This window comes from Aeromonas crassostreae (genome assembly GCF_054052445.1).
In genome coordinates, this window is record NZ_JBSTYM010000004.1 from 57,405 (window position 1) to 83,239 (window position 25,835).

The window sequence follows — 25,835 nt, forward strand, 5'->3', positions numbered from 1 at the left end:
GCGCCTTCAACTGCGCAGCTTCTTGTAGGCAAACAGCACCAGCAGGGCGCCGGCCACGGCGATGATCAGGCTGGAGAGATTGAAACCGGTCACTGTGCCCATGCCGAGCAGGGTGCTGAGATAGCCCCCCACCATGGCGCCGACCACCCCCAGCACCACCGTCATGATGAAACCGCCGCCATCCTTGCCCGGCATGATCCACTTCGCCAGTATGCCCACGATCAGACCCAGCACTATCCAGGAGAAGAAACCCATGGAGAAACCCTCATCAATGATTGGACGTCAGACTATAGGCCCAAATGCCACCCTGGCACAGGGCCGTCAGGGGGGAGTGAGCCAGAAACCGTCGGACTCATACCCACTAGAGAGCCTAGTTCATGGGCTGGGGACGGTGGGCAGTGAGCGCTGCTCGAGGCGCTGGCCGCCCGGGGTGCAGATCAGGATGGAGCCCTGCTCGAACCAGTCCCCCAGCACGATGCGGCGGGCCGCTTGCCCATCCAGGGTGACATCGTGGATGGCGGGCCTGTGGGTGTGGCCGTGGATCATCAGGCGGCAGCCGTGCTGGCGCAGCATGTCGTCTACCGCCTGCGGGGTCACGTCCATGATGGCCTGGGCCTTGTAGGCGTTCTGCTGCTGGCTTTGACCGCGCAGCTTGCCGGCTATCTTGCGGCGTCTGGCCAGGGGCAGGCGCAGGAAGAGCCAGCGCAGCCATTTGAGCTGGGTGATGCGGCGAAACTTCTGGTAACCCAGATCCCGGGTGCAGAGCAGATCGCCATGGCTGAGCAGGGTACGGGCGCCGTAGAGATCGATGATGCAGGGATCGGGCAGCAGGGTCATGCCGGCGCGCCTGGCAAAGTCTCGGCCGAGCAGGAAGTCGCGGTTGCCGTGGATGAAATAGAGGGGCACGCCCCGCCTGCCGAGGGCCAGGAAGGCATCGGCCACCTGCTGGTGCAGGGGATTGGGGTCGTCGTCCCCAATCCAGAACTCGAACAGATCGCCGAGCACATAGAGGGCATCGGCCCCGGGAGCCTCCTGCTGCAGGAAGTGGAGCAGGGCGGCCGTCATGTCGGGGCGGGCCTCACTGAGGTGAATGTCGCTGATAAAGAGGGTGCTCATGGGGCCCTGTCGTTGGCAGAAATGGGGTCAAGGGATGAAGCGGAACGGGGCGGCCAAGGGAGCAGAGCGATATCCGTCCCCTCCAGGGCCAGCAGCGCCTCGTAAGGGTCGCCCGGCAGGGCCAGCAACTGGCAGATGGCCGCTTCCCCCTTGAGTCCTTGCAGGAGGCGAAGACGGCGCACCGCCCGGTAAAAGTCATCGCCAAGGCGCGCCAGCAGGCTGGCCATCAGGCTGAGGTGGCGCCAGCCGTGGAGGGTCTCAAGGGGCGCGGGAGTGACGTAGAGCTCCACCGGCCAGCATTGCTGATCCGGGCCCCTCAGGGTGCGTTCCATCAGCCAGATGTCGTCCCCCCTGGCCGCCCAGCCTTGCGCGCCGAGGAGTGCGGCGAGGCGGGCGGGCTCCGGGTGCTGGCAGAGGATATCGAGGTCGCTGCCGGGCCGATCCAGCCCGATGGCGACCGTGCTCACCAGCGCCACATCCAGGCACAGCCCCTGCAACTGCCGCCACAGGGGCGTTTCCGTCAGCAGGGCATGGGCCGAGCGTTGCCGCCCGTTGCCCAGGGCCAGATAGTCCAGGCGGCGCCAATCGTGCTCAGATGGAAAAACTGCGGCCGGGGCCGCAGTCAGTTCATCGGGCAGGGGACTCGCCTCAGTCGGCAAGGGTCACCTTGCTGATCACCACATCCTCTACCGGCACGTCCTGGTGCATGCGACCGGCGTTGCCAGTCTTGACGCCCTTGATCTTGTTGACCACGTCCATGCCGGCGGTCACTTCACCGAACACGCAGTAGCCAAAGCCCTGGGTGGTGGCGGACTTGAAGTCGAGGAAGTCGTTGTTGCTGACGTTGATGAAGAACTGGGCGCTGGCGGAGTGCGGCTCCATGGTGCGGGCCATGGCGATGGTGCCCACCTTGTTGGAGAGGCCGTTGGCCGCTTCGTTCTGGATGGGGGCGCGGGTCTCTTTCTCTTCGAAGCCCGGGGCATAGCCGCCGCCCTGGATCATGAAGCCGTCGATGACGCGGTGGAAGATGGTGCCATCGTAGTGGCCGTCACGGCAGTATTGCAGGAAGTTGGCCACGGTTTGCGGCGCTTTTTCGGCATTCAGGGTAAGGGTGATGTCGCCGTGATTGGTGTGCAGAGTGACCATGATATGTCCTTTCATTCTCTTGGGTGAAACCTGGGGCATGTGCCGGAGCGAGCCCGAGCGCGCGATGGCGGCTGTGATACGGGCAATGGCGGCAATTCTAGCGTATCGGCGCCGCCGGGCAAAGCCGCGGGGCGAGATAGGCCGACTTTGCCGGTGCGCCGGGCCCGTTGGCGAAAAAATGCGCCCTCTCGTGGTGGCGTCAGGGGGCCTTGCCAATCGGCGCGATAAACGCGGCGCAGCGCCGTCGCAGCAGGCAAACAGCAAACCTGACGCCCACCTGATGACAGGGGCCGGGCGAGGGGCTTAACCGGCTCGTTTTCTGGCGGGGATGCGGTTAGAATGTCAGGCCATTTCACTCACAGGCAGTGGTTCATCGATGCTGAAGATATACAACACACTCACTCGTCAAAAAGAAGAATTCAAACCCATCCACCCGGGCAAGGTGGGCATGTATGTGTGTGGCGTCACCATCTATGATCTCTGTCACATCGGCCACGGCCGCACCTTCGTCGCCTTCGACGTGGTGGCCCGTTACCTGCGCTATAGCGGCTATGAGCTCAACTATGTGCGCAACGTCACCGACGTGGACGACAAGATCATCAAGCGCGCCGCCGAAACCGGCGTCACCTGCGACGATCTCACCGAGCGCCTCATCGGCGACATGCACGCCGATTTCGACGCCCTCGGCATGGTGCGCCCCGATATCGAACCCCGCGCCACCCAGCACATCCATGAAATCATCGAGATGGTGGAGGCGCTGATCGCCCGGGACCACGCCTACGTGGCAGACAACGGCGACGTCATGTTCATCGTCGACTCCTACGCCGATTACGGCAGGCTGTCGGGCCAGGATCTGGAGCAGCTGCAGGCCGGTGCCCGGGTCGGGGTGGTGGATGCCAAGCGCAATCCGCTCGACTTCGTGCTGTGGAAGATGTCCAAGCCGGGTGAGCCGACCTGGGACAGCCCCTGGGGCCCGGGTCGCCCCGGCTGGCACATCGAGTGCTCCGCCATGAACGCTAAGCACCTTGGCAACCACTTCGACATCCACGGCGGCGGCTCGGATCTGCAGTTCCCCCACCACGAGAACGAGATTGCCCAGTCCTGCTGCGCCCACGGTGGCGACTACGTCAACACCTGGATGCACAGCGGCATGGTGATGGTGGACAAGGAGAAGATGTCCAAATCCCTCGGCAACTTCTTCACCATCCGCGATGTGCTGGCCCATTACGACGCCGAAACCGTCCGTTACTTCCTGATGTCCGGCCACTACCGCAGCCAGCTCAACTACTCGGAAGATAACCTCAAACAAGCCCGCGCCGCCCTGGAGCGCATGTACACCGCATTGCGCGACTTGCCGGCGGCCCCCGCCGCCGGGGGCGAGGAGCAGGTGGCTCGCTTCAAGGATGCCATGGACGATGACTTCAACACCCCGGAAGCCTACTCCGCCCTGTTCGATCTGGTGCGCGAGATCAACCGCCAGAAGGCCGAAGACATGAGCGTGGCCGCAGGCCTGGGTGCCCGCCTGCGGGAACTGGGCGCCGTGCTCGGCATACTGCAACAGGATCCGGACGCCTTCCTCAAGGGCAATGAAGCGGACGACGAAGTGGCCGAGATAGAGCAGCTGATCGCCCAGCGCAACCAGGCCCGCGCCGACAAAAACTGGGCCGCGGCCGATGCCGCGCGAAATCGTCTCACCGAGATGGGCATCGTGCTGGAAGACAGCGCCGGCAAGACCAGCTGGCGCCGTGCTTAAGGCCGGTGGCCCTGTTGGTGCCAGCAGGTTGACCCAATAAAAAACCGCAGCCCTAGGGCTGCGGTTTTTGTTGGTGGCTTTTCCCTCGGCTCCCTCAAGCCTCGGTGCTCTGCTTAAGCCTCGGTGGCCTGCGCCCTGATCCCCTCGCCCCTTGCGGGAGAGGGCCAGGGTGAGGGGGGCTCATGTCATTCCTCGGCTGAATGCCAGCCAACGCTTGGATGGCATGGCTTCGCCATGCAGGATGCGAGGGCGCTGCCCTCGACAGGGTTTCGCCCGCCCTTCGGGCTGGGGCGAGTGACTTTGGAAAGACCCAAAGTCACCAAAGGTCTTCTCCCCCGGCAAACCACCCGCTTCGCGGGTTCCCTCGTCTCGTCCAACGGGTCGGACGGAGCGCCGCAGACGGCACATCCCTGTGCCGACTGCGGCTGCGCCATCATCCCTGATGGCGCTCCTGACCCGTTGAACTCGACTCGGCGGTTTGCAGGGGGAACCAATACCGTGCCTGTCCGGGTGTCAGGTGATAACTAGATCTATACAAATGCCAAGTATTGGGAATAACTCCAAGCAACGATGGGTGTCCATGTTAATACCGTTTCCTTTTGACTCATGACCCGCCGCCTAGCGGCTATGACAGCGCTTGTATTTCTTTCCACTTCCGCAATGACATGGCTCATTACGTCCAATTTTTTTAGTATGCGTAGACTCTGGAATATGTCCTCTGGGATGGGAGAGATGCGTGGTTTTCTTCTGACTCATATGTTTTGCATCTTCGAAGATATGTTCATTAGCTTCGGTTCTCTCAGAGGGGGCATTACCTTTGAAGTGGCTAGCTATTTCATAATCTCCCGCGGTACTAACTCGAACTACAACACCATCGATGGTCGATACCTTTGCAAATAGCGCAACAGCAGATGCTTTGTCCGTTATCCTTTTCCAATCTACATCACATTCCGTACCTTGCATCCATACGAATAGAGGTTTACCATCGCCAGAAAATGCAAAGTAACTGGTTGGGTACTTGTCTATTTTATTACGCAACTCTAAAAGAGTTTGAGCTAGTTCATGTCTTGCTTGATCACCAAAGTCACGAATTAAACTCTCTGCTAAGAGCCATCCTTGTGATCGCGTTGTATCTAATGCACTAAGCATCTTCAATAACTCATCAGGAAAATTTTGTTGAGGTATCTGGTCTGTTTCCCAACTTTCACTTTCGAAGAATTTATCAACGACTCTGCTCATCCCATTAAATATAACTAAGTTAGCAGTATTTTTTCTAGTCTGGTCAGCAATAGTTTGATCAATTCTGTTTTTGGTTATGTAAGCACCAAGATGGTCAAATTCATCGAAAAGATGGGCTCCTCGAATAGCCGCAACAGATTGACGTACTTCCATATAGTGCGAAAATTGTCCAGGTGTAGGCAAGATACGTTTTAGAACAAGCAAGTCATCAATCGACATGGAGATGAAACCATGCTTTCCCTGAAGAGGTTCTATGATAGGTAGTTCTTTGCAAAAAGATGAAAACGGAGAGAATGACTCTACAGTTAGGCCAATAGGGATCATCACTCGGTACTTTGAATGTCGAATACGGCCACATTCTTCATATCTCCCATTTACCCTATTGTAGAGTGGAACTTCTTCTGCTGAGTATAAATAATCAAAAAACCTTTTACACTGTTTGTAAGCTTTTATTATTAAATCCTGAACAGATTGAGCATGTCGTTTAAAATCAACTGCAGGTGATGAAATAGTTGCTGCAGCGCCAGCTTTTGCTTCAACAAGATAGAGCACATCCTCTATTAAAATCAATGTGTCATTTTCCGACCAGTGCTTGGTCACGGGGTCCTTATAATACACTTCTTGATAAACTACCGCGTTGGGTAATTGCCCAGAGAGGATGTCATGGAAAGCAGCCTCGCTCATTACCTTTTGACGCTCTTTGAAGAGCTTATTATAGTCAGGCTTCCGCTGTAAAAGATTAAAAAGAAGTGCACGATAGCCAGCATCTCGAATGAAACACGGATCAATAGCATAGTAGTCATCATCTAACTTTATTAATGGTTTTTTGCGCGATGGTAATGTTCTAAATGGGGTTCCCATAAATTCATTATCAGCAAAAAAATCAGTATCCTCACCACGTTGGAATGCTAAGTCAGCGAGTAGCGTTGGGGGCAATTTTGTATGGCGACTTACATTTGCTACACCACCAAAGAACATATCGTCCAAAGCCAATCTGGCTGCATTTATTTGTGCAGGCTCCTTTTTTGCCCATTCATCCATAGCTTCTTCAAGAGACTTTCCCTGCTCTGTAGAAAATTTCTGTACAGTCCCATACTGGTCCATCATACCCTTTATGGCATTATCAAATCCCAATCGGTAAGAATCTGCTATTTCTTGAAAACCGTCAGCAATATCTTTTGAACCAATCCCGTATGTTTCATTGAAGATATCATCATGAGAGGCGAGGACATAGCGATAAAATTCACCTTCTAAAACCTGATGGCGATTCCCTCTGAGTAAAACCCATGCTGTTTTTGCATGGAACTCTATATCTGCCGTTGCAGAACCAAATTACTTATTAGGAGAGTCTATAGATGATGCCATAGCAAATAGCATTGCTTGTTGTCGTAGATTGTTACTAAGTGAAAAGAGTTCAACACAATCTGCTTCATGAAACTCAACTTCAGAAGGAGCATTATCTGATGCTAAGACGGCATGAACATATTCTAATAAAAACTGAATTTCATTGATTGAATCATGAGTGTCGATTTTATCTGGGGAAGATAAACCCCCAGCCATTACGCCCATGATACGTTGCGAATAAATATACCCAAGAAGATCCTTAGGAGGTATTTTAACTACTAGTGATCTTATCTTTGTAGCCGTTCTTTCCATCTCCTTCCGAAGCTCTAATACTGCTGCCTCACGCTGCCCTTCATTTTTTAACATTACCATATTTATTATCCATTATATGATGCCAATGAATTAACATGGACACCCATTTAATTAATGTGAGCATCCATCGCTATTTTTGGTTGTTGGGAGTCCGGTTCTACAGTTGAGATATATTTATTGGAGTGGGAGGCGTGTGATGTCTCTGCCTCATAGCAGCTAGGTAAGCCTAGCGGATACTCATTACTACCATTGTGTTTTACGCCGTAACAGGGCCTTAGATTCGATTCGCGAAGCGTAATCGGACGTTCGAGAAATTAAGGTGTTATCACAGCGAAATAGTTCACTATTAGGCCTTCAATATAAAACGACTTCCTGAAAGAACGGGGGCGTTAAATGTCCTCGTGGCTGCGGATTGGGTGTTGCCCCCTGTTGTTCGCTGAGGTGAGCCCGTTTGTCCAGGCCGCGAGGCAGGACGCCGAGCGAGCACCGCTGGGCCAGGGATGGCCCATCGGCGCATGCCGTGGGACAAACGGGTGAACCGAGGGCATCCGACGTAGGAGGGCGAACAAGCGGGGGTGGCCTTTCTTTTGGTGACTTTTATTTGGCCACGCAAAGAAAAGTCACTCGCCAAGCCGCGTTGTGGCGGCGATACCCCGTCGAGGGCCGGGCCCTCGTGTCCTGCATGGCGAAGCCGTGCCAATCAGGCGTGGAGCGATATTCCACCAAGCAGTGAGGTTACCGAACCCCTCACCCTAACCCTTTCCCGCAAGGGGAGAGGGAACGGTTACCGTGGACGATTGCGCTTCGCTAATCGACCCTACAGGCTGATTGGCACCCTGCCGTTTTCCCGCCAGGGGAGGGGCGACCCCTGCTGCCGTTTGGTGCCCCATCCCTCGGGGTGCTAGGATGCCAGCCTTTCCCCATCACATCAGGCGTCGTTATGGCAAACGCGTTGATCAGCAGTCACCGCAAGCGGCTGCACAGGATAGTGCACAGAGCAGGGCAGGCAGGGCGCTGGCTCGCGGCCAGGGTGGGTGCCCTGTGCGAGTTTCAGCAGCGCATCTGGGTGGTCAGCATAGTGAACGGCACCTACACCGATACCTTTATCGTCAACGAAGGCAGCTTCGAGCAGCCCATGCAGTGGATGCAGCGCAAGGGCTACAGCGCCGAGATGCTGGCCCGGGTCGATGCCATGGCCCGCTCCCAGGTGGTGCAGCTGGCGTTGGGCGACGCCTGTCATCGTCTGATGCGGGTCAAATAGCCGGGTCGGCCCGTTGTCCCAAGCCGCTCCTGGCGTTGCAAGCCAGAGTGCGACAAGCGGTCTGCCGAGCCTGACGGCGGCGCCGCTTATGATTTGCCCTTGATCCTTTCTGCCTTGAGGGCGCCGGCATAGATACAGAACGCCGAGTTGTAGTCGTTGTCGGCGATGGCGTCATTGACATCGCAGAAGTAGGCCGGATGCTTGGTGGCAATGGCATCCCCAGCCTTGCACTGATCCTGCAGACCCTCCTCCAGTGTGTCATGGTTGGCCCCAAGGCAGGCCTGACCCGTGATCTTGTCGCCGTCGCAGCCGCTCAGCAGGGTAGAGAGGGCAATGACGAAAATGGGTTTGACAAGGTTGTGCATCTTGATCCTGACCAAGTGAAATAGGTGTTGGGTATGGGGGGCATCCGCCAGGGACGCTACCGCCCCTGGCTGTCGCTACCACAGTGCGCCGCTGACTCTCTGCCAGGAGGGCCAACAGGCACCCTCGGCCATCTTACGGACCCAGGGTGGTCCGCGTCACCCCTTGGTTGGTCGGGGGCGTGAAATAAAGTGGGTTTCGTGCGCCAGCGCAACCCAATGGCGGTGGCCGGGCCGGGAAAGGGGAGAGGCAGGGCAGAGGCAGGGCAGAGGCAGGGCATAGGAAGGGCGGCGGGCCTGTGCGCCCAGCCCTGGCGTCCGCGGGCTGGCGCTCTACCTCAAGGGGGATGGCGCCGTTGCCAGCAAGGGCCGGCTGGCGGCCCTTGCCGGGGGATCAGGGGGCGGGCAGGTACTTGCGCTGGATCTGCTGGTATTCGCTGCTGGCCAGCACCCGGGTCAGGCCGTCCTGGAACGCCTTGACGGTGCCGTCATCGACCCCCTGGCTGAAGGCGAAGCAGAACTGCTCCGAGCTCAGGATCCAGGCCACCTTGAACTGGTCGGGGTCCAGCTGCTGTGCGGCGATCAGGCTCATGAAGGTGGTCCTGTTGGTGGAAACCAGATCGACCCGCCCCGAGTTCAGCATCTTGAGGGCCTGGGCAAGGCGATTGGCGGCCATGATCTTCTGCTCGTCGAAGCCGTGATTGAGCAGCAGCTGCTCCCCCACGTCGGCCCGCACCGCCCCTATGGTGTATTGCTGGGCCTCCTCCAGGCGTTGCAGGCTGAGCTTGCGGCTGGCCAGCCCCAGCAGCACGATTTCGGCATAGCCGATGGGGCAGGCCCATTTGAACAGGGGATCCCGGGCCTCGGTGCGGGCGGTGGCAAACAGCACCACATTGGGCTTTTGGGTCAGCAGATAGTAACCCCGGGCCCAGGGCAGGATGCTGATGGGCTGGGGCGGCGTCTGGGTTTGCTGCCACACCTGTTGCAGCAGCTCGACCGCGAGCCCGGTGGGCTGGCCCGCCTCATCGCTGTAGTTGAAGGGGCGATACTCCTCGCTCAGATAGTGCAATTGCGCCAGGGCCGGGTTGGCCTGGGCGGCTGGCATGATGATGGTCAACAGCAGGCTCAGGGTGACAATCCATGATCTCATCTGCCTTCTCCTCTCGTTGCGGTCAGCCTTGAGTGTTGTCAAGGCGCGGGATTTCGCCAGCGGCCCTGGTGCTACCAACGGCCCCGGATCGGACCGAGGGGACGCAAGTCGCCGTCCCGCAGTGCCACCAGCAGCACGTTGCCATCCTGCTGCAGGCGAAACTCGCCATAGGCGGCGGCGCTGAAGCGATCTCCCTGGCCCTCCTCGAAGAAGTAGGCATCCGGCCCAATCCGGGTTTGCCCCTCCTCCCGGGTGAGGATGAGTCGCCGCTCGTCCGGCGCGAGCCCGGCGCCCTCGTTGTCCCCTTGCCAGCGGGCCACCCCTTGCCGGTCGAGGCGGATCACCAGGGTGTGCTGCCCCCGGGCCGGGGCGGGATGGGCCTGGGCCCACTCCCGCGCCAGCTCATAGTTGAGCCGCATATAGTCCCCCTGCATCAGGGAGCGGGGATCGACCGGAGCCAGACGCAGCAGCACGGGCTCCCCCGTCTCGATGGCGTGCTCGACACGCCAGACGCCCATATTGACCCCCAGCAGGATGGCGAGGCCGCAGAGCAGGATGGCAAGGGATCTCATGAGACGCTCCGTACGCGCAGCAAGAGGGCGCGGATCAACAGCAGCAGGGCGCCTGAGCCCAGCAGCAGCCAGGACTTGGTCATCAGCGGCAGCGCCAGATCGTAGTAATAGAGGGAGCCAAAGCCGAGCAGCAGCAGGGCGGCCAGGGCCATCATGCCCAGGCTCCCCCCATAGAAGCCGAGCAGGAGCACCAGGGCGCCGGCCCCCATGCCGGGGATCAGGGCCGCCAGCAGCACCAGGGGCAGGGCAAGGATCCCCTGGCGCCAGGGCAGGCGCAGGTGGTGCAGCAGGGCCAGCAGCACGGCGGCGCACAGCAGGGGATTGAGCCAGTGGGGCAGGCGCGGCTGGCCCAGCTCCTCGAGCAGGCTCGCCTCGCCGAGCAGAGGTTGATGCAGGTGGCCGAGCAGCAGCAGGGAGAGCGCCAGGCCAAAGGCCATGGCCTCGTAGCGATCATACTGGTGCGGGCAGTGTTCGGCCCAGAGCCAGCAGCCGGCGAGCAGCCCCATCACCAGGGGCACGGCCAGGGCCTGCCAACCGAGGCAGGCGAGGGCCAGGGTCAGCAGCAGGGCCGCGGCCAGGGCGTGAAACAGCCGGATCAGCCAGTGATCGAACAGGAAGGCGATGGCGAAGGCCAGGGCGCACAGCCCGGCCCAGGCGGCGAAGGAGTGCAGATCCATCCTATCCACCAGCCCGGCGATGAGCCAAGCGTCGGCCGCCAGGGTCAGGGCCAGCACGAACTGATCCCAGAGATCGCCCCCCCGGGCGCGGCGATTGAGCACCAGGGCGACGGCGAGCAGGGCCGCGCCCATGGCCAGGGCCTGATCCGGGCTGCGGGCCAGATCCCCAAAGCTCAGAAACAGGAAGAACAGCAGGAAGAGGGCGGCGAGCCAACCGACCACCCCCAGCATGAAACGGGTGGCCCAGTGGGGCTCCTGGCTTTGGGGCATCTCCCCCTCGACCAGGGAGGCCGAGCGCAGGATTTGCCAGAGTTCAGCGGGTGAGGACATGGGGGCTCCCGGCGTGGTGGTGAGGGGTATCAGGCGTCATGGCGGGCCTCCCTGCGCTGGTGTTGCAGCCAGCGGCTCGCCGCCACCGACAGGACGATGGCGATGATGCAGAGCAGCAGAAAACCGTTCACGTCGGGCTCCATCCACTTGCCGAGCGCCGCCAGCAGCACGGCGATGACGCTCAGGCAGGCCATGGCGAGCCCGGTGATAAAGCGGTGGTGCCAGCAGCCATAGGCGGCGCCGAGCCAGAGCAGCCAGGCGGGCCAGGCCCAGGGGGAGGCGGCATCGAACAGGCTGAGCAGCACCAGCAGGGTGACCCCGAGCCCGGCCGTCAGGGCCGGCAGGTAGGCGGGCATCAGCCGGTAGCGTCCCGGCAGGCGCCACAGCAGCAGCCAGAGCAGGGCGTTGAGCAGGGCGAGGCACCAGGCCAGCCCCTCCTCGTCGAAGGAGAAGAAGAGGTTGAAGAGGCCAAGGCGCCAGTAGAGCACCAGGGCGAGCTGACCCAGCAGCCAGCTCAGGGTCCAGAGCAGGGGGCTCTGACCCAGGAGGGCCCAGGGCAGCAGCAGCAGGGCCCAGAGCGCGAACAGCTGCCAGGGATCGGCCCCGGTCTGATAGGTCTGGCCCACCAGGGCGAGCAGGGCGCCGAGGTTGAGGGCACACAAGAGCAGCAGCCCCTGGCGGGCGCCATCGCTCAAGGGGGCGCGCCACAGCACCAGCAGCATGGCCAGCAGGGGCAGCTCGACCAGGCCGAGGCGCGGCAGACGCCCCAGCCCCTGCCAGTTGAAGGCGACGAAGAAGATGATGCCGGCCCCGAGGCAGAGGCAGCCGAGCAGCAGCAGCAGGCGATCGAACAGCTGGCGCCAGCGGTCGGGGGCGGGGGGCAGCTCGGCCAGACGCAGGGCATCGGCGAGCCGGTCGGGGGCGAGTCGGCCTTGCTTGATCCAGTCGAGCAGAGGGCGGCGGGCGTGATGGTGCATGGGCGGGCTCCGGGCAGTTTGCCGCATTATGGCATAGCACAGGGTCAACAAGGCAATGGGGCCGGGCCGTTTGGCGGCGCCATGGCACAGCACAGGGTGAACAAGGCAATGGGGCCGGGCAATGTGGCGGCGCGATGGCATAGGGCAGGGTCAACAAGGCAATGGTGCCGGGCCCTTTGGCGGCGATATGGCATAGGGAAGGGGGAACGAGGCAATGGCAGCTGGCAATAGCAGCACAGGGCTGGGCCAGATAAAGGCAGGCCCCCTCGCGGGGAGGGGGCCTGGAGGTCATGACTGTAATGGGATCAGGGGGCGACGATCAGGGTGCTGATGCCAAGGGCGGCGAACAAGATGGCGCAGCCGATGCGGATCCCCTTGAGGGGCAGCTTGTCCGCCCCCAGCTTGCCGAGCAGCACCACGGGCACGTTGGCCAGCATCATGCCGAGGGTGGTGCCGGCGATCACCTGGGTGAGGGAGTCGTACTTGGCGGCCAGCAGCACGGTCGCAATCTGGGTCTTGTCACCTATCTCGGCGATGAAGAAGAGCACGAAGGTGGCGAGGAAGGGGCCGTATTTGTCCAGCGAACTCTCCTCGTCGTCCAGCTTGTCCGGCACCAGGATCCAGACCGCCATGGCGATGAAGGCGCCCGCCACCAGATAGGTCATCAGCCTGGGATCGAGCCAGCGGCTGACCAGTTCGCCAATCCAGGCGGCGCCCGCGTGGTTGAGCAGGGTGGCGGCCAGCATGCCGGCGATGATGGGCCAGGGGGCGCGGAAACGACAGATCAGCAGGAGTGCGAGCAGCTGGGTCTTGTCGCCGATCTCGGCGATGGCCACGCTCAGGGTGGAGGTTAACAGGGCTTCCATAAAGATTACCGGGGGACGGAATTGTTATAAACCAGAGACAAGCCTGCGCCATCCGTCCCCGGTATTGGCACTGGCCCGTCAAAGGTCTTGTCAAATCCGGCATTGCTCTTGCGGATCACCCTGACCATGGTGAGTTGGCACCAAGTATGTTGATCAGGGTCTGCGGGCTGTGTCGCCCGTCAGAGACTACTCCCCCTCGATGGGAGCGGGCATTCTAGGGAACTTCCCTTGGCATTTCAAGGCGCAGGGCGGGCCGACTAGCCGCCGACCTGCTTGACGGTGAAGCCCGCCTTCTCCAGCTCGGCCTTGATAAGGTCCCGTTTGTCCCCCTGGATTTCGATCACCCCCTCCTTGAGGCCGCCGCCGGTGCCGCATTTCTTCTTGAGCAGGGTGGCGATGGCCTTCTGCTGATCGGCGGGGACGCCATGGATGCTGATGACACCGGCGCCCTTGCGCCCCTTGGTCTCGCGGCGAATGCGCACCACGCCATCGGCGGGGAAGGGAGAGGCGCTCTGGGGGCTGGCCTGTTCCTTGATGAGGCCGCCATCCGTGCTGTAAACCAGGCGGCTGTTGTTGTCTGGAGTCATGGTCTTTCTTTGTGGATTAGCTGAGGGGAGTTTGATTTTACGCAAATTAATGTTGGGGGCACAGCTTATAATCCTCCCACTAAAAGCGAATTATTCTTGTTTAACCTCAGGAGCCCGTCATGGTACTCACGCAGTTGTCGCCGGGGCAGAGTGCTCGCATCACACAGATGAACCATCTTGGTCGCACCCTGCGACGCAAGCTGATGGTGATGGGCCTGTTGCCCCAGGCCGAGATCATCTATCTGCGGGCCGCCCCCCTCGGGGATCCGCTTCAGATCCAGTGCCAGGGGATCTGCCTCTCCATGCAGAAGAGTCTCGCCCAGCAAATAGAGGTAGAGCCGGTATGAATGCCTTGTCACCACGCCATCGCCCTGCCCAAGGGCACACAGAGGTAGAACCGGTATGAGCTACTCCCTGGTTACCGTCGGCAACCCCAACAGCGGCAAGACCTCGCTGTTCAACGCCCTCACCGGGGCCCGCCAGCAGGTGGGCAACTGGAGCGGGGTCACGGTCGACAAGAAGATGGGGGCGTTTCGCGCGGGCGAGCATGAGTGCAAGCTGATGGACTTGCCCGGCATCTATAGCCTGGCCGGTGAGGATGGCAGCCTGGACGAACAAATCGCCAGCCGCTTTGTCCTGGGCCAGCGGCCGGATCTGGTGCTCAACGTCATCGACGCCGCCAATCTGGAGCGATCCCTCTATCTGACCCTGCAACTGCGGGAGCTGGGGCTGCCCATGGTGGTGGTGCTCAACAAGATGGATATCTTGCAAAAGCGGCGGGAAGTGATAGACGAAGCCCTGCTGGCCGAGGCGCTGGGCTGCCCCGTGGTGGCCCTCTCTGCCCACAATCGCCAGCAGGTCGCCGCCTTCAAGCGCCAGATCCCCGCCCTGACCGATCAGGCCCAATCGGCCTTGCGGCTCGATTATGGCCAGCCCCTCGAGCAGGATCTGGCGGAGCTGGAGACCCTGCTCGCCCCCCATCACCTCAGCGCCCGCGGCCGGGCCCTGCGCCTGCTGGAAGAGGATGAGGCGATGCAGGAGACCCTGCTGCCGGGCCAAGGGGCGGCGGCCGCCAACGTGGTCGCCCGAGCGCACCAGACCCAGGACGTCGACCTGCAACTGGCGGATATTCGCTACGGCCACATCCATCACTGGGGGAGCCAGGCGCGCCAGCACAAGGGCAAGCTTACCCAGGCCCAGAGCGAGTGGCTGGACCGGGCGCTGCTCAACCGCTGGATTGGCATCCCCTTCTTCCTGCTGGTGATGTACCTGATGTTCCTGTTCGCCATCAATGTGGGCAGCGCCTTCATCGACTTCTTCGACATCATGGGGGGCGCCCTGTTCGTCGATGGGGTACACCACCTGCTGGGCCTTGTCCATGGACCCGACTGGCTCGGTGCCCTGCTGGCGGACGGCTTCGGGGTGGGCCTGCAGACGGTGGCCACCTTCATCCCGGTGATTGGCTGCCTCTATCTGTTTCTCGCCGTGCTGGAGAGCTCGGGCTATCTGGCCCGCGCCGCCTTCGTGGTGGATGCCCTGATGCGCCGCCTCGGCCTGCCGGGCAAGGCGTTCGTCCCCATGCTGATGGGCTTTGGTTGCACAGTGCCCTCGGTGATGGCGACCCGCACCCTCAACTCCGAGCGGGAAAGGCTGATGACCTCGGCCATGGCCCCCTTCATGTCGTGCGGCGCCCGCCTGCCGGTCTACGCCCTGTTTGCGGTGGCGTTTTTCCCGGCATCCGGCCAGAACCTGGTGTTCGGCCTCTACCTCATCGGCATCCTGGTGGCCGTGCTCACCGGCCTCTTCCTGCGCAGCACCCTGCTGCCGGGCAAGAGCGACTCCATGGTGATGGAGATGCCGGACTATGAGTGGCCGCGCCCTATCGACGTGGGGATCAAAACCTGGCAGAAGCTCAAGTCCTTCGTCTTTGGTGCGGGCAAGACCATAGTGCTGGTGGTGGCCGTGCTGAGCGTGCTCAACTCCCTCGGCACCGACGGCAGCTTCGGCCATCAGGATCAGGAGAGCTCGGTGCTGAGCAAGATAAGCCAGGCGGTGACCCCGGTGCTGCATCCCATCGGGGTGCGCGACGACAACTGGCAGGCCACGGTCGGCATCGTCACCGGCATCTTCGCCAAGGAGGCGGTGGTCGGCACCCTCAACAGCCTCTACGCCGGCGCAGGTGGGGACGAGGAGGCGAGCGAATTCTCCCTGGTGGCCAGCTTCCATGAGGCCATCGCCGCCGTGGCCGCCAATCTGGCCGACATAGATCCGTCCGATCCCATGGGGATCCAGGTCGGCGAGCTGGATGACAGACAAGCCGCCGCCGAGGCCCAGGAGGTGGACGTGTCAACCTATGGCAACATGCAGAGCCACTTCGACGGGGCCGCCGGCGCCTTCGCCTACCTGCTGTTCGTGCTGCTCTACATGCCCTGCGCCGCCGCCATGGGCGCCCTGGTGCGGGAAACCGGTCGCCAGTGGGCCCTGCTGACCGCCGCCTGGTGCAACTACATGGCCTTCCTGTGTGCCACCCTCTTCTACCAGCTGGCCACCTTCGCCGACCATCCCGAGCAGAGCCTGCTCTGGGTGGCGAGCTATGGCCTCTCCCTGGCGCTGCTGTGGTGGGTTGGCCGTCGCCGTGGCGACATCGCCGCGCGCAAGGTGGTGACCCTGTGATGGCGCCAACGAGGGGATGGACCCAGCAAGGGGAGGTCACCCCATGATATTGCGCGAACTGGGTGATTATCTGGCGGCGCAGCAGAGGGTGAGCCGGCGGGATCTGGCCCGCCACTTCCACACCTCGGAGGATGCCGTCGAGGCCATGCTGGGGGTCTGGATGCGCAAGGGGCGCGTCGCCAAGCGGGAGAGCCGGGTGTGCGGCGGCAGCTGCTGCGGCAAGAGCCAGGAGGTGATGTTCGAGTGGTGCCAGCCTGGCCGGATAGGCCTGGTGCAGAAGGGCTGAGCCGCCCCCGCCCCAGGGCACATACTTCGCATTAAACAAAGACCCGCCAGCGGCGGGTCTTTTGTGTTGGCACGGGGCAGGGGCGTTTGGGCTCACAGCCTGGCCAGCATCTCCTTGGTGACTAGGACGGTGCCCTGCTCGGAGCGGTAGAAGCGGCGGGCATCCTCGTCGGCGTTCTCCCCCACCACCAGCCCCTCTGGCAGGATGCAACCCTTGTCGATCACCACCCGGCGCAGGCGACAGCCGGCCCCTATCTCGACGTCGGGGAAGATCACCGCCTGATCCAGGGTGCAGAAGGAGTCGACCCGCACATGGTGGAACAGCACGGAACTCATGATGAAGGAGCCGCTGACGATGGTGCCGCCGGCAAACATGGAGTTGATGGTCATGCCGTGCTGGCCGTTCTGATCCTGCACGAACTTGGCGGGGGCCGTCATGCTCTGGCTGGTCCAGATGGGCCAGTCCTGATCATAGATATCGAGCTCCGGGGTGACGGAGGCGAGATCCATGTTCGCCTCCCAGAACGAATCCACCGTGCCCACATCGCGCCAGTAGGCGCGCTTTTGCGGGCAGCAGCCGACGCAGGACATGCTGAACGGGTGAGCATGGGCGGTGCCCTCCTTGACCACCCGCGGGATCACGTCCATGCCAAAATCGTGATGGGAGGCCTCGTTGGCCAAGTCTTCTTCCAGCAACTGATAGAGGTATTCGGCATCGAAGATGTAGACCCCCATGGAAGCCAACGCCGTGTCGGGCTTGCCCGGCATGGCGGGGGGATTGGCGGGCTTCTCGACGAAGGCATTGATCTTGCGATCCCCATCTACCGCCATGACGCCGAAGGCGCTCGCCTCGCTGCGTGGCACTTCGATGCAGGCCACGGTCACGCGCCCGCCCATCTTGACGTGGTCGAGCAGCATGGCGGCGTAGTCCATCTTGTAGATGTGATCCCCCGCCAGCACCACCACATATTTGGGGGCGTGGTCGCGGATGATGTCCAGGTTTTGATAGACGGCATCGGCGGTGCCGCGATACCAGTTCACCTCGTCCACCCTCTGCTGGGCCGGCAGCAGATCGATGAACTCGTTCATCTGGTTGCGCAGAAATGACCAGCCCGATTGCAGGTGACGCAGCAGGCTGTGGGATTTGTACTGGGTCACTACGCCTATCCGACGGAGCCCTGAGTTGACGCAGTTGGAGAGTACGAAGTCGATGATGCGGAACTTGCCGCCAAAATGTACGGCGGGTTTCGCCCTGTGGTCCGTCAACTCTTTGAGGCGGCTGCCTCGGCCTCCTGCTAAAACCAATGCCATGGTTTCGTTCAGCAACTGTCTGGATGTTGCCGTTTCGGTAGGCTGTAATAACATTTAAATCCCCTTTGTTGGTGGTATCTGCTGAGATTAACCGTTAAGAGAAGATGTTTTAGCGCGCTCAGTCACACTTCACAAAAGGTCACCCTCTATTATTGATTTCTTTGTTAGTTGTGCGAAAAAAGTTGTCGCAAGGGGCGTCGGCAGGTGGCGCTCAGACGGGAAATGGGGGCGAGGGAGGAGGAAGGCAGAGGGCAGGGAAGAGTCCTGCCAGGGGGATGGGAAGCCGGGGGCCGAGCTTCATGGCGGGAGAGGAAAGGCGCGGCGCGAACAAGAAAGGATCAGGGAGGCGGGGCAGGCACCTTGCCGGAACCCGGGGCGTTCCAGCAAGGTGATGGGGGCCTGACAGGGTCAGAAGGGATCGCTTCCCTCGTCCCCGGTGGGTTCCAGGCTCCAGCCGCTGGCATCGCTGCTGGCGGCAATCTGCCCCTTGTCACGCCAGAGTTTTATCTTGAGGCGCAGGTTGGTCTGGGAGTCGGCGTGTTTCACCGCCTCCTCATCCTCGATCACCCCTTCCACCACCAGATCGAACAGGGCCTCGTCGAAGGTGACCATGCCAAGGGCCCGGGACTTCTCCATCACCTCCTTGAGACTGCCAAACTCGCCGCGCTTGATGAGATCGCGAATGGTGTGGGTGCCGAGCATCACCTCCACCGCCGCCCGGCGGCCGCCCTCCCGGGTCTTCACCAGCCGCTGGGAGACGAAGGCCTTGAGGTTGTTGCCAAGGTCGTTGAGCAGCTGGGGCCTGCGCTCCTCGGGGAAGAAGTTGATGATGCGATCCAGCGCCTGGTTGGCATTGTTGGCGTGCAGGGTGGAGATGGCCAGGTGCCCGGTCTCGGCGAAGGCCAGGGCATGCTCCATGGTTTCGCGATCGCGAATTTCACCGATGAGGATGACGTCCGGCGCCTGGCGCAGGGTGTTCTTCAGGGCGGCGTGGAAGCTGCGGGTATCCACCCCCACCTCCCGCTGGTTGATGATGCTCTTGTGGTGGCGATGGACGAACTCCACCGGATCCTCGATGGTGATGATGTGACCGCCGCTGTTGCGGTTGCGATGGTCGATGAGGGCCGCGAGCGAGGTGGACTTGCCCGAGCCCGTGCCGCCGACGAACAGCACCAGGCCGCGTTTTTCCATGATGGTGTCGAGCAGCACCGGGGGGAGCTTCAAGTCCTCGAAGCGGGGGATCTCGGTCTTGATGTTGCGCGCCACCAGGGAGACCTCATTGCGCTGCTTGAAGATGTTGACCCGAAAGCGGCCTGTCTGGGGCAGGGAGATGGCGAGGTTCATCTCCAGCTCCTTGTCGAACTGCTGGCGCTGCTCCTCGTCCATGATGGCGGCGGCGATGGCGGCCACCTCCCCCGGGGCGAGGGGAGTGTCGGTGAGGGGGCGCAGCGCCCCCTGAAACTTGGCGCAAGGGGGAGCGCCGGTGGAGAGATAGAGGTCGGAGCCATCCTGGCTCGCCAATATGGTCAGCATCGCTTGCAGCTCCATGATGGGCCTCGTTTTAGGGTGAACAGGGAATGGAGAAGAGTGTACCCCTTATCCGCCGACCAGTTTCTCGCGAAACACAAAAAACACCGCCCCCATGATGCACAGGGCCGCCCAGAGGTAGTCCCACTTCAGCTCCTCCTTGAGGTAGAAGACGGCGAAGGGGACGAAGACGGTGAGGGTGATCACCTCCTGCAGGATCTTGAGCTGCGCCACCGTCATGACGCTGTGGCCGATGCGGTTGGCGGGCACCTGCAACAGGTACTCGAACAGGGCGATACCCCAGCTCACCAGGGCGGCGATGATCCAGGGCTTGTGGTTCATCTCCTTGAGGTGGGCATACCAGGCGAAGGTCATGAAGACGTTGCTGCACACCAGCAGACCGATGCTGACGAGAATGGGATTCATGGGTCTTCCTTACGTGAGGCCGCATCGGGCACTGAGAAGAGGATGGGCAGGAGGCGGAGCCTCCCGATGACGGCTGCTGTTATATCCTAGCGGAGCCATCTCCATAACCCCCTCTCCAAGGTATTTTTGACACGGGATCCTCGGGAGGAAAAGCGAGACAGGTTCTGGTGGGCTGGCGCTGTGTTCTGTGGGGCTGTCCGGCACAGGGGCGCCAGCTCTGCGAGCCTGACGGTGGCCACCGACGTCTGGCCGCCGTGGCGCATCTTGCAGGCCGATGGCCGTTTCACCGGGCTGGATAGGGATAGCCTGGCCGCCGTGCAGGCGCACCGGCATCCACCCCATGGTGCGGGTCCAGTCTCTCTCCTGGCTCGGCGCCTTGACCATAGGACCCTCTCCCTTGCTATCATTGGCCCCTTCTCATCTCGACCCAAGGGTCTTTGCTCGGGACATGCCTTGTTCACCACACTGATCGCCCGCCAGCGCCGCCTGCAGCGCCGCCTGCTGCTCGGCCTGCTCTGCCTGACCCTGTTGCTGCTGCTGCTCTCCCTGAGTGTCGGCGCCTTCATGGTGCTGCCCTGGCAGCCCCTTGGTCCCCTGGAGCAGCAGATCCTGCTGGAGCTGCGTCTGCCCCGGGCCCTGCTCGCCCTGCTGGCGGGGGCCGCTCTGGCCTGCGGCGGCGCCGTGCTGCAGATCATGCTGCACAACCCGGTGGCCGAACCCGGCCTGCTCGGCGTCTCGAGCGGGGCCGGGTTGGCCGCCATGGTCGCCATGGCCATGGCCAAGGGGGCCGACATGGCGCTGCCGGGCTGGGCCCTCTCCCTGGCCGCCTTCGCCGGGGCCCTGCTGGTGACCCTCCTGCTGCTGCTGGCCGCCCGCCGCGCCCATCTGGGCAGCGCCCGTCTGCTGTTGCTGGGGGTCGCCATCGGCATCCTCACCAATGCGGCCATGACCTGGCTGATGTATTTCGCCGACGACGGCTCGGTGCGCGAATTCATGTTCTGGATGATGGGCAGCCTGGCCTATGGCAGTCAGCAATTTGGCTGGTGGTGGCTGCTCATGCCCCTGACCCTGCTCTGGCTCATCCGGCAGGGACGGGGGCTGCAACAGCTGCTGCTGGGGGAATCCCAGGCCAGATTGATGGGGCTGGACGTGCAGCGGCTGCGGGTGCGGCTGGTGCTGGCGGTCTGCCTGCTCACCGGGCTGGCGGTGGCCCTGTGCGGCGTCATCGGCTTCGTCGGCCTGGTGGTGCCCCATCTGCTGCGCCTGTGCGGGGTGAGCGATCAGCGCTTCTTGCTGCCCGCCTCGGCCCTGGGGGGAGGCGCCCTGCTGCTGGGGGCGGATCTCTGCGCCCGCACCCTGCTGGCGGCGGGGGAGCTGCCCATCGGGGTGGTGACCGCCTCGGTGGGGGCACCCCTGTTTATCTACCTCCTGCTCAGGCAATCCCATGACCAGCCCCATTGATGACAAGGCGCGGCTCTGCGCCCGCGACCTCTGCCTGGCCCAGCGCCTGGCCCCCCTCAGCCTGAGCTGGTCCGGGGGCCAGCTGGTGGCCCTGCTGGGCCCGAACGGCAGCGGCAAGTCGACCCTGCTCGCCTCCCTGGCCGGCCTGCTGCCCGCCCGCGGCGAGGTGCTGCTGGAGGGGGAGGGGATCGCCGCCCTGAGCCTGGAGGCGCTGGCGGCGCGCCGCGCCATGTTGCCCCAGCGTCAGCCCCATCTGTTTCATACCCCCGTTTTCGCCGTGCTCGCCTTGGGGCTGGGGGGGTGCGATCCTGCGAGCCCGGCGGCCAGAGCCGCCATGGCGACCCTCTGCCAGGCCCTGGAGCTCGATACGTTGCTGGCCCGGGATTTCAGCCGCCTCTCCGGGGGGGAGCAGCAGCGGGTGCTGATCGCCCGCACCCTGCTCCAGGTGTGGCCCGGACTCAATCTGGCGGGGCGTCTGCTGCTGCTGGATGAACCCCTGGCCGGGCTGGATCTGCACCATCAGCTGGCGCTGCTGCGGCTGCTGAAATCGTTGGCACGCCAGGGGCTGCTGGTGGTGATGGCCATCCACGACATCAATCTGGCCATCGACTGGGCGGATCGCATGCTCTGCCTGCAAGGGGGCAAGCTGGTGTGCGAGGGGAGCGTCGACATCATCGACGAGGCGCTGCTCGAGCGGGTGTTCCAGATCAAGACGACGCGGATCGAGGCGGGCGGCCGTACCTGGTTTATGCCAGGCCTGTGAAGGGGCTGCCCTGCATGCCTCTCCCTACTCCCGCGAGAGGGAAGGGGGCCGAGAGCGGGCAAGAGAAAGGGGCAGGTAGCTGATACCTGCCCCTTTCTTGGCTCTCCAGCGGGATTGGCGCAGCCGTTATCTCGGGTTGGCCTTGGCAAGGCGCGCCGTGGCGGCGTCGGCCAGCATGGCCAGCAGGGTCTCGGTGTCTGACCAGGACAGGCAGGCATCCGTGATGCTCTGACCGAAGGTGGCGGCGCAGCCGTTCTCCACCTCCTGGCGGCCTTCCACCAGGAAGCTCTCGGCCATGATGCCGGCGATGCCGGTACGCCCGCGGCGCAGCTGGTCACAGATATCCTGGGCCACCAGCAGCTGGCGGCGGTGATCCTTCATGCTGTTGCCGTGGCTGAAGTCCACCACCAGCCGCTCGGGCAGGCCCACCTGGGCCAGGGCTTCGCACGCCTCGTCGATGCTGGCGGTGTCGTAGTTGGGCCTGTGGCCGCCACGGAGGATCACGTGACCGAAGGGGTTGCCGGCGGTGCGGTAGATGGTCATCTTGCCGTCCTTGTCCGGGGAGTAGAAGATGTGGCTGTGGCGGGCGGCGCGCACCGCATCGATGGCGATGCGGGTGTTGCCGTCTGTGCCGTTCTTGAAGCCGACCGGGCAGGAGAGGGCGGAGGCCATCTCGCGGTGGACCTGGGATTCGGTGGTGCGCGCGCCAATGGCACCCCAGGTGATGAGGTCGCTAATATACTGACCGGTCACCATATCGAGGAACTCGGTGGCGGTGGGCATGCCCAGGGCATTGATGTCCGCCAGCAGCTTGCGGGCCAGCTGCAGACCCTGGTTGACGTCGAAGCTGCCGTCGAGGCGGGGATCGTTGATGAGCCCCTTCCAGCCGACTATGGTGCGCGGCTTCTCGAAATAAGTGCGCATCACGATGCACAGGCTCTCTTTGTACTGCTCGCGCAGGAGATTGAGGCGGGTGGCGTAGTCGAGGGCGGCGACCGGATCATGGATGGAGCAGGGGCCTATGATGACCAGCAGTCGCTGATCCTCACCGGTCAGTATGGCTTCCACTTCGCGGCGGGCATCGAGCAGGTTCTGGGCGATCGTGTCGGTAATGGGGAAGGCGCTGGCGAGTTCGCTGGGGGTGATGAGGGACTCCAGGCGACGGGTGCGCAATTCATCGGTGTGAATGGACATAAGAAACTCAAGTCTCGAGTGGGTGGCATGGCCACAGGCGGCGAAAAAAAGCAAAGGGATAAAATAAAGCAAAATCCTGTCGATTGAAACCTTGGCCGGCTCTGCTAGGATGTGAGGCCGTTTTATCCCTACCCGAGGTAGTTTTTGTGGCAAAACCTGGCGCGACCGGCCTGACCCGGATCATCAAGGCAACCGGTTACAGCATGAAGGGTCTGAGATCCGCCTGGCTCAACGAGGCCGCCTTTCGGCAAGAGCTGATCCTGATCGTGCTGTTGATGCCGCTGGCGTTCTGGATTGGCGACTCCCTGGATCAGATCCTGCTGCTGATCGCGGTCAGCTGGCTGGTGGTGATCGTCGAGATCCTCAACTCGGCGGTGGAGGCGGTGGTGGATCGCATCGGATCCGAACACCACGAGCTGTCGGGGCGCGCCAAGGATCTGGGGTCGGCGGCCGTCTTCATCGCTCTGGCACTGAACCTGCTGGTGTGGGGCGCCCTGGTGGGGCGCAATCTGCTCGGCTGGTGGTGATCGCCCCGAGGCGAAGCAGAATGCAACAAAGGCGCCCGATGGCGCCTTTGTTGTGACTGGCATCGCCGCCTTACTCTGCGATGAGCAGGGTATAGGAGCGGTTGCGGCGCCAGATCTTGCGTTTGGTGTCGTTGAGCTTGAGTTTGCGTCTGGGGCTCCAGCCGCTCTTTGTCGCCTTGACCAGACGTATTCTTCTACGTTTTTGCATCTTGGTCTCCTGCCCCCTTGCTCGCTCGAGCCAGGGGATCCTCATGTTGCATAGGGGTACTCGAGGTGGGGCACTGCCGACACTGTCATTGACCATCGCGAGCCGGGCTGCCGGGGGATGGCGCCGTGTCGGACAGGCTCCGCTGTGTCGGCATGATAGCAGGCCGGCCGGTCCTAAGACAGGGGGGAATATCAGCCTTGTTCGGCACCCGTGATCCGGCTCACGGCCTCCGCGATGGGGCTGGGCGCCGCCTGGCTCACCGCTTCGCTGTCATCCTCGTCCAGGGCCTCGAGGCGCCGCGCCTTCTGCTGCTCGTTGTCGAGCCAGAGCAGGCTCTGGTAGTACTGGCGCACATTGTTGACATAGCTGCGGGCCTCGCCGCCCCGGGCGTAGCCGTAGCGTACCTTGCTGTGCCATCTGGCCTGCTGCAGCAGCGGCAGTACCTCCTTGACGTCACCCCAGCTGTCGGGATCCTTGCCAAGCAGCTTGGTGAGGCGGCGGGCATCCATCATGTGGCCGTAACCTATGTTGTAGGCGGTGAGGGCGAACCACACCTTCTCGTCCTCGGGGACAGAGTCCGGCACCTTGTCCATCATCAGCTTGAGATAGCGGGCGCCCCCCTCGATGCTCTCCTTTGGGTGGGTCCTGTCCTTTACCCCCATGGCCTTGGCGGTGTTTTCGGTCAGCATCATCATGCCGCGCACCCCTGTGTAGGAGCGGGCATTGGGGTCCCAGTGGGACTCTTGATAGCTGATGGCGGCCAGCAGGCGCCAGTCGATGTCCAGGGCGTGCTGCTTGAACAGGGACTGGTACCTGGGCAGCCGCTCCTTGGCCCGGCGCAGGAAGGTGCGGGTATCGACGAAGTCGAAGTTCTGCACATGGCCGAAGTATTTCTCGTCGAGCTTGGCGATGGCGCCGTCCATGAAGCGCTGGCCGAAGAAGTCGATGATGCTGGCGTAGAGGCTGTCATCGGGCAGCCGGTTCATGGCCCAGGCCACCGTCTGGTTGTCGGAGAGGGTGAGCGCCTCGGCCAGCTCGGGGTAGTAGCGCTGGGTGCGGGCCAGCACAGTGTCCTGCACTATGGTGTAGTCGATCTCGCCCTTGGCCACGGCCTTGAGCAAGTCCTCCGTGTCCATCCTGGCGTCCGCGCGCCAGCTCAGGGTCGGGTGCTGCTTGCCATAGGCCTTGAGCAGGTCATCGCCGGTGGAGCCCTGGGCCACCACCAGCTGGCCGTCGACGTCAGCCAGGCTGCGGGGGCGCCGGGTGCCGTTGCGATAGACCAGCTTGGGGGAGACCTGATAGAAGCCGGGGCCGAAGCGAAACAGGGCGCGGCGCTCCGGGGTGACGACGATGGCGGCGGCGGCCAGATCCAGCTTGCCCCGCTCCAGCAGGCCCACCAGCTCGGCGCTGGTGTTGACCGGCACTATGGTCAGCTTGACCCCGAGCCAGTCGGCGAAGGATTGGGCCAGCTCGTAATCGTAGCCCAGGGCCGTGTCGTCCCGCTGGTAATAGGAGGTGGGACCGTACAGGGTGCCGACCCGGATCTCGCCCCGTTGGCGGATCTGTTCCAGCTGGCTGGAGGGGGTGTGAAAGTCACAACTGGCGAGGGCCAGGGTCATGGTCACGGCGAGCAGCAGTCGAACAATGGGGCGCAAGTAGGTGAATACCCTTGTTGAAAATATCGACGATCGTCGGGAAACAGGCCCCTTTATACCAGAGAGTCGGAGGCGAGTCACATCGATGGCGAGGATAAAAACGTTTGTCCGGC

General features: G+C 62.3%; 27 protein-coding genes. 8 read left to right on the plus strand and 19 right to left on the minus strand.

The features are described 5' to 3' along the window. Positions 1–6: 6 nt before the first annotated feature. The 4 genes from ACW5W4_RS04440 to ACW5W4_RS04455 all read right to left on the minus strand — a co-directional run bounded on the left by ACW5W4_RS04440 (position 7) and on the right by ACW5W4_RS04455 (position 2,262). Entirely contained in the window at positions 7–255 is a 249-nt protein-coding gene (locus ACW5W4_RS04440; RefSeq protein WP_408794726.1) for a GlsB/YeaQ/YmgE family stress response membrane protein, read from the minus strand. Between the two features lie 120 nt (positions 256–375). Beyond that, on the minus strand, positions 376–1,116 hold the full coding sequence (gene lpxH / locus ACW5W4_RS04445) for a UDP-2,3-diacylglucosamine diphosphatase (protein ID WP_456688559.1): 741 nt from the start codon (positions 1,114–1,116) through the stop codon (positions 376–378). Further along, positions 1,113–1,775: a DUF4269 domain-containing protein gene (locus ACW5W4_RS04450; RefSeq protein WP_456688560.1), complete on the minus strand. Its 663-nt coding sequence runs from the start codon at positions 1,773–1,775 to the stop codon at positions 1,113–1,115. Before ACW5W4_RS04450 ends, lpxH begins: the two co-directional genes overlap by 4 nt. Continuing rightward, positions 1,765–2,262, minus strand: coding sequence for a peptidylprolyl isomerase (locus ACW5W4_RS04455; protein ID WP_456688561.1), 498 nt, complete (start codon positions 2,260–2,262; stop codon positions 1,765–1,767). Before ACW5W4_RS04455 ends, ACW5W4_RS04450 begins: the two co-directional genes overlap by 11 nt. A 376-nt stretch (positions 2,263–2,638) precedes the next feature. On the opposite strand from ACW5W4_RS04455, the gene cysS reads away from it, so the two are divergent. Continuing rightward, positions 2,639–4,015, plus strand: coding sequence for a cysteine--tRNA ligase (gene cysS, locus ACW5W4_RS04460; RefSeq protein WP_456688562.1), 1,377 nt, complete (start codon positions 2,639–2,641; stop codon positions 4,013–4,015). Positions 4,016–4,633: 618 nt separating this feature from the next. Here the strand turns inward: cysS and ACW5W4_RS04465 are convergent. Both ACW5W4_RS04465 and ACW5W4_RS04470 read right to left on the minus strand, forming a co-directional pair. After that, positions 4,634–6,361, minus strand: coding sequence for a YecA family protein (locus tag ACW5W4_RS04465; protein WP_456688563.1), 1,728 nt, complete (start codon positions 6,359–6,361; stop codon positions 4,634–4,636). A 225-nt stretch (positions 6,362–6,586) separates the two neighbouring features. Beyond that, positions 6,587–6,970: a hypothetical protein gene (locus ACW5W4_RS04470; protein WP_456688564.1), complete on the minus strand. Its 384-nt coding sequence runs from the start codon at positions 6,968–6,970 to the stop codon at positions 6,587–6,589. 880 nt (positions 6,971–7,850) lie between these two features. Between ACW5W4_RS04470 and ACW5W4_RS04475 the strand changes: the two genes are divergently transcribed. After that, positions 7,851–8,171, plus strand: coding sequence for a hypothetical protein (locus ACW5W4_RS04475; RefSeq protein ID WP_456688565.1), 321 nt, complete (start codon positions 7,851–7,853; stop codon positions 8,169–8,171). 86 nt (positions 8,172–8,257) lie between these two features. Here the strand turns inward: ACW5W4_RS04475 and ACW5W4_RS04480 are convergent, their stop codons facing one another. The 7 genes from ACW5W4_RS04480 to ACW5W4_RS04510 form a co-directional block, all read right to left on the minus strand. Next, positions 8,258–8,536, minus strand: a complete 279-nt coding sequence (locus tag ACW5W4_RS04480) for a hypothetical protein (protein WP_456688566.1) — start codon at positions 8,534–8,536, stop codon at positions 8,258–8,260. Between the two features lie 391 nt (positions 8,537–8,927). Continuing rightward, entirely contained in the window at positions 8,928–9,683 is a 756-nt protein-coding gene (locus ACW5W4_RS04485) for a substrate-binding periplasmic protein (protein WP_456688567.1), read from the minus strand. Between the two features lie 71 nt (positions 9,684–9,754). After that, entirely contained in the window at positions 9,755–10,255 is a 501-nt protein-coding gene (locus tag ACW5W4_RS04490; protein WP_456688568.1) for a GDYXXLXY domain-containing protein, read from the minus strand. Then, positions 10,252–11,262, minus strand: coding sequence for a DUF4401 domain-containing protein (locus ACW5W4_RS04495; protein ID WP_456688569.1), 1,011 nt, complete (start codon positions 11,260–11,262; stop codon positions 10,252–10,254). Before ACW5W4_RS04495 ends, ACW5W4_RS04490 begins: the two co-directional genes overlap by 4 nt. Before the next feature lie 29 nt (positions 11,263–11,291). Continuing rightward, positions 11,292–12,239: a DUF2157 domain-containing protein gene (locus ACW5W4_RS04500; protein ID WP_456688570.1), complete on the minus strand. Its 948-nt coding sequence runs from the start codon at positions 12,237–12,239 to the stop codon at positions 11,292–11,294. A 305-nt stretch (positions 12,240–12,544) separates the two neighbouring features. Next, positions 12,545–13,105 carry a TMEM165/GDT1 family protein gene (locus ACW5W4_RS04505; protein ID WP_456688571.1) on the minus strand — a complete coding sequence of 187 codons (561 nt, stop codon included), beginning with the start codon at positions 13,103–13,105 and terminating at the stop codon, positions 12,545–12,547. A 257-nt stretch (positions 13,106–13,362) separates the two neighbouring features. Next, entirely contained in the window at positions 13,363–13,692 is a 330-nt protein-coding gene (locus ACW5W4_RS04510; RefSeq protein ID WP_408794758.1) for a translation initiation factor, read from the minus strand. 119 nt (positions 13,693–13,811) lie between these two features. Between ACW5W4_RS04510 and ACW5W4_RS04515 the strand changes: the two genes are divergently transcribed. The 3 genes from ACW5W4_RS04515 to ACW5W4_RS04525 are packed head-to-tail and all read left to right on the plus strand — an operon-like array spanning position 13,812 to position 16,651. Then, the gene (locus ACW5W4_RS04515) at positions 13,812–14,039 is read left to right on the plus strand and encodes a FeoA family protein (RefSeq protein WP_408794761.1); all 228 of its coding nucleotides are present in this window, start codon (positions 13,812–13,814) and stop codon (positions 14,037–14,039) included. 55 nt (positions 14,040–14,094) lie between these two features. Continuing rightward, positions 14,095–16,365 (plus strand): Fe(2+) transporter permease subunit FeoB, encoded by a 2,271-nt coding sequence (gene feoB, locus ACW5W4_RS04520; RefSeq protein ID WP_456688572.1) that lies wholly within the window; start codon positions 14,095–14,097, stop codon positions 16,363–16,365. A 43-nt stretch (positions 16,366–16,408) separates the two neighbouring features. Further along, complete coding sequence (locus ACW5W4_RS04525; RefSeq protein ID WP_456688573.1) at positions 16,409–16,651, plus strand: FeoC-like transcriptional regulator; 243 nt, start codon at positions 16,409–16,411, stop codon at positions 16,649–16,651. 92 nt (positions 16,652–16,743) lie between these two features. On the opposite strand, the gene glgC is transcribed toward ACW5W4_RS04525, so the two are convergent. From glgC to ACW5W4_RS04540, 3 genes are all read right to left on the minus strand, one after another. Further along, positions 16,744–18,015: a glucose-1-phosphate adenylyltransferase gene (gene glgC, locus ACW5W4_RS04530; RefSeq protein WP_456688574.1), complete on the minus strand. Its 1,272-nt coding sequence runs from the start codon at positions 18,013–18,015 to the stop codon at positions 16,744–16,746. 354 nt (positions 18,016–18,369) lie between these two features. Next, positions 18,370–19,509: a type IVa pilus ATPase TapW gene (gene tapW, locus ACW5W4_RS04535; protein ID WP_456688575.1), complete on the minus strand. Its 1,140-nt coding sequence runs from the start codon at positions 19,507–19,509 to the stop codon at positions 18,370–18,372. A 48-nt stretch (positions 19,510–19,557) separates the two neighbouring features. Then, a complete protein-coding gene (locus ACW5W4_RS04540; protein ID WP_427262243.1) occupies positions 19,558–19,914 on the minus strand; it encodes a DMT family protein in 357 nt (118 codons plus the stop codon). 453 nt (positions 19,915–20,367) lie between these two features. Between ACW5W4_RS04540 and btuC the strand changes: the two genes are divergently transcribed. Together btuC and ACW5W4_RS04550 are read left to right on the plus strand one after the other, a co-directional pair. Next, positions 20,368–21,375: a vitamin B12 ABC transporter permease BtuC gene (btuC, locus tag ACW5W4_RS04545; RefSeq protein WP_456688576.1), complete on the plus strand. Its 1,008-nt coding sequence runs from the start codon at positions 20,368–20,370 to the stop codon at positions 21,373–21,375. Next, positions 21,359–22,138, plus strand: a complete 780-nt coding sequence (locus ACW5W4_RS04550; protein WP_456688577.1) for an ATP-binding cassette domain-containing protein — start codon at positions 21,359–21,361, stop codon at positions 22,136–22,138. Before btuC ends, ACW5W4_RS04550 begins: the two co-directional genes overlap by 17 nt. Before the next feature lie 126 nt (positions 22,139–22,264). Here the strand turns inward: ACW5W4_RS04550 and ACW5W4_RS04555 are convergent, their stop codons facing one another. Further along, positions 22,265–23,332, minus strand: a complete 1,068-nt coding sequence (locus ACW5W4_RS04555; protein WP_456688578.1) for a 3-deoxy-7-phosphoheptulonate synthase — start codon at positions 23,330–23,332, stop codon at positions 22,265–22,267. A 146-nt stretch (positions 23,333–23,478) separates the two neighbouring features. Between ACW5W4_RS04555 and ACW5W4_RS04560 the strand changes: the two genes are divergently transcribed. Continuing rightward, a complete protein-coding gene (locus tag ACW5W4_RS04560; protein ID WP_408794788.1) occupies positions 23,479–23,859 on the plus strand; it encodes a diacylglycerol kinase in 381 nt (126 codons plus the stop codon). A 70-nt stretch (positions 23,860–23,929) separates the two neighbouring features. Here the strand turns inward: ACW5W4_RS04560 and ACW5W4_RS04565 are convergent, their stop codons facing one another. Continuing rightward, on the minus strand, positions 23,930–24,067 hold the full coding sequence (locus ACW5W4_RS04565; protein WP_408794791.1) for a hypothetical protein: 138 nt from the start codon (positions 24,065–24,067) through the stop codon (positions 23,930–23,932). 191 nt (positions 24,068–24,258) lie between these two features. Beyond that, positions 24,259–25,722 (minus strand): membrane-bound lytic murein transglycosylase MltF, encoded by a 1,464-nt coding sequence (gene mltF, locus ACW5W4_RS04570; protein WP_456688579.1) that lies wholly within the window; start codon positions 25,720–25,722, stop codon positions 24,259–24,261. Positions 25,723–25,835 lie beyond the last annotated feature (113 nt).

What these genes read in the sequence shown, in the direction of transcription:
- ACW5W4_RS04440 (WP_408794726.1), bottom strand. Translation starts at nt 255, where the DNA reads ATGGGTTTCTTCTCCTGGATAGTGCTGGGTCTGATCGTGGGCATACTG.
- ACW5W4_RS04510 (WP_408794758.1), bottom strand. Translation starts at nt 13,692, where the DNA reads ATGACTCCAGACAACAACAGCCGCCTGGTTTACAGCACGGATGGCGGC.
- tapW (WP_456688575.1), bottom strand. Translation starts at nt 19,509, where the DNA reads ATGGAGCTGCAAGCGATGCTGACCATATTGGCGAGCCAGGATGGCTCC.
- ACW5W4_RS04515 (WP_408794761.1), top strand. Translation starts at nt 13,812, where the DNA reads ATGGTACTCACGCAGTTGTCGCCGGGGCAGAGTGCTCGCATCACACAG.
- ACW5W4_RS04500 (WP_456688570.1), bottom strand. Translation starts at nt 12,239, where the DNA reads ATGCACCATCACGCCCGCCGCCCTCTGCTCGACTGGATCAAGCAAGGC.
- feoB (WP_456688572.1), top strand. Translation starts at nt 14,095, where the DNA reads ATGAGCTACTCCCTGGTTACCGTCGGCAACCCCAACAGCGGCAAGACC.
- ACW5W4_RS04505 (WP_456688571.1), bottom strand. Translation starts at nt 13,105, where the DNA reads ATGGAAGCCCTGTTAACCTCCACCCTGAGCGTGGCCATCGCCGAGATC.
- ACW5W4_RS04475 (WP_456688565.1), top strand. Translation starts at nt 7,851, where the DNA reads ATGGCAAACGCGTTGATCAGCAGTCACCGCAAGCGGCTGCACAGGATA.
- ACW5W4_RS04480 (WP_456688566.1), bottom strand. Translation starts at nt 8,536, where the DNA reads ATGCACAACCTTGTCAAACCCATTTTCGTCATTGCCCTCTCTACCCTG.
- ACW5W4_RS04495 (WP_456688569.1), bottom strand. Translation starts at nt 11,262, where the DNA reads ATGTCCTCACCCGCTGAACTCTGGCAAATCCTGCGCTCGGCCTCCCTG.
- cysS (WP_456688562.1), top strand. Translation starts at nt 2,639, where the DNA reads ATGCTGAAGATATACAACACACTCACTCGTCAAAAAGAAGAATTCAAA.
- ACW5W4_RS04565 (WP_408794791.1), bottom strand. Translation starts at nt 24,067, where the DNA reads ATGCAAAAACGTAGAAGAATACGTCTGGTCAAGGCGACAAAGAGCGGC.
- ACW5W4_RS04550 (WP_456688577.1), top strand. Translation starts at nt 21,359, where the DNA reads ATGACCAGCCCCATTGATGACAAGGCGCGGCTCTGCGCCCGCGACCTC.
- lpxH (WP_456688559.1), bottom strand. Translation starts at nt 1,116, where the DNA reads ATGAGCACCCTCTTTATCAGCGACATTCACCTCAGTGAGGCCCGCCCC.
- ACW5W4_RS04485 (WP_456688567.1), bottom strand. Translation starts at nt 9,683, where the DNA reads ATGAGATCATGGATTGTCACCCTGAGCCTGCTGTTGACCATCATCATG.
- ACW5W4_RS04470 (WP_456688564.1), bottom strand. Translation starts at nt 6,970, where the DNA reads ATGGTAATGTTAAAAAATGAAGGGCAGCGTGAGGCAGCAGTATTAGAG.
- glgC (WP_456688574.1), bottom strand. Translation starts at nt 18,015, where the DNA reads ATGTTATTACAGCCTACCGAAACGGCAACATCCAGACAGTTGCTGAAC.
- ACW5W4_RS04540 (WP_427262243.1), bottom strand. Translation starts at nt 19,914, where the DNA reads ATGAATCCCATTCTCGTCAGCATCGGTCTGCTGGTGTGCAGCAACGTC.
- ACW5W4_RS04455 (WP_456688561.1), bottom strand. Translation starts at nt 2,262, where the DNA reads ATGGTCACTCTGCACACCAATCACGGCGACATCACCCTTACCCTGAAT.
- ACW5W4_RS04490 (WP_456688568.1), bottom strand. Translation starts at nt 10,255, where the DNA reads ATGAGATCCCTTGCCATCCTGCTCTGCGGCCTCGCCATCCTGCTGGGG.
- ACW5W4_RS04525 (WP_456688573.1), top strand. Translation starts at nt 16,409, where the DNA reads ATGATATTGCGCGAACTGGGTGATTATCTGGCGGCGCAGCAGAGGGTG.
- ACW5W4_RS04465 (WP_456688563.1), bottom strand. Translation starts at nt 6,361, where the DNA reads ATGATGGACCAGTATGGGACTGTACAGAAATTTTCTACAGAGCAGGGA.
- ACW5W4_RS04555 (WP_456688578.1), bottom strand. Translation starts at nt 23,332, where the DNA reads ATGTCCATTCACACCGATGAATTGCGCACCCGTCGCCTGGAGTCCCTC.